This is a genomic window from Parafrankia sp. Ea1.12 (assembly GCF_900465275.1).
Taxonomy (GTDB): Bacteria; Actinomycetota; Actinomycetes; order Frankiales; family Frankiaceae; genus Parafrankia; species Parafrankia soli.
The window spans coordinates 1-1320 of sequence record NZ_UBIZ01000256.1; the positions used below are offsets into that span (position 1 = coordinate 1).

Annotated in this window: 1 protein-coding gene; it reads left to right on the top strand. The window is 67.6% G+C overall.

What is annotated here, in order from left to right; all coding sequences use genetic code 11:
* The first annotated feature begins 108 nt into the window (after positions 1 to 108).
* Positions 109 to 1236, top strand: coding sequence for an RNA-guided endonuclease TnpB family protein (locus FMEAI12_RS11420; RefSeq protein ID WP_112105998.1), 1128 nt, complete (start codon positions 109 to 111; stop codon positions 1234 to 1236).
* Positions 1237 to 1320 lie beyond the last annotated feature (84 nt).

Consider the following 1320-nt stretch of genomic DNA (forward strand, 5'->3'; position numbering starts at 1 on the left):
TGACCGGGACACGTGGCGCGCAAGCCCTGTCCTTCAGGGCAGGGTTAGCGCATCAACAACGGGGCGGCAGGGAAGTTGGCTATTCTGTCGGGTGTGGGTTCTCGGGTGGTGAAGCGGGCATATCGTTATCGCTTCTACCCGAATCCCGAGCAGGCCGCGCAGCTGGCCCGTACCTTCGGCTGTGTCCGCTACGTCTACAACCGGGCGCTGGCCGAACGGTCCCGCGCCTGGACCGGGGAGCAGCGCAGGGTCACGCACGCGGAGACCGACAGGATGCTCACCGCGTGGAAGCGGGACACGGAGACGGTGTGGCTGGCCGAACCGTCGAAAGGGCCGCTGCAGGCCACGCTGCGCCATCTGCGGGCGGCGTTCGTGAACTTCTGGGAAAAACGGGCCGGATATCCGTCCTTCAAGAAGAAGGGCAGGAGCCTCGATTCGGCGACCTACTTCCGGAACTGCTTCACCTACCGGAACGGGAACATCACACTGGCCAAGCAGGACCGGCCGTTGGACATCGTCTGGTCGCGCCCGCTGCCCGAGGGCGCGACGCCCTCGCGGGTGACGGTGTCACGGAACGCCCGCGGCCAGTACCACGTCTCGATCCTGGTCGAGGACACCGTCACCAGCCTCCCGCCGGCTGGGGGGCGGGTCGGGATCGACGCGGGCATCACAGCGCTGGTCACCTTCTCGACCGGGGAGAAAGTCACCAACCCCCGGCACGAGCGCCGCGACCGGGTCCGGCTGGCGCGGGCGCAGCGGGACCCGTCCCGCACGGCGAAGGGCTCGGCGAACCGGGTGAAGGCCCGCGCGAGGGTCGCGGAGATCCACGGCAGGATCGCGGACCGGCGCCGGGATCATCTGCACAGGCTGTCCACGAGGATCATCCGCGAGAACCAAACGGTGGTCGTCGAGGACCTGTCCGTCCGCACCATGGTCCGCAACCACTCGCTGGCCCGCGCTGTCTCCGATGCATCCTGGTCGGAGTTGCGGGCGATGGTGGAGTACAAAGCCGACTGGTACGGTCGCACCGTGACAGCGGTCGACTGTTTCTACCCGTCGAGCAAAACGTGCTCGGCCTGCGGATCGGTCGTGGAGAACCTGCCGCTGGACGTCCGGGAGTGGACCTGCCGTTGTGGCGCGGTCCACGACCGGGACATCGACGCGGCACGGAACATTCTGGCCGCGGGGCTCGCGGTGTCCGCCTGTGGAGATGGAGTGAGACCACCTCGCTCCTGAAGCGAGGAGGCGTCCGTTGACGAAGCAGGAACCCGGATCGCGAGGTACGGGAATCCCCGGAGTTCACACCGGGGAGGATGTCAA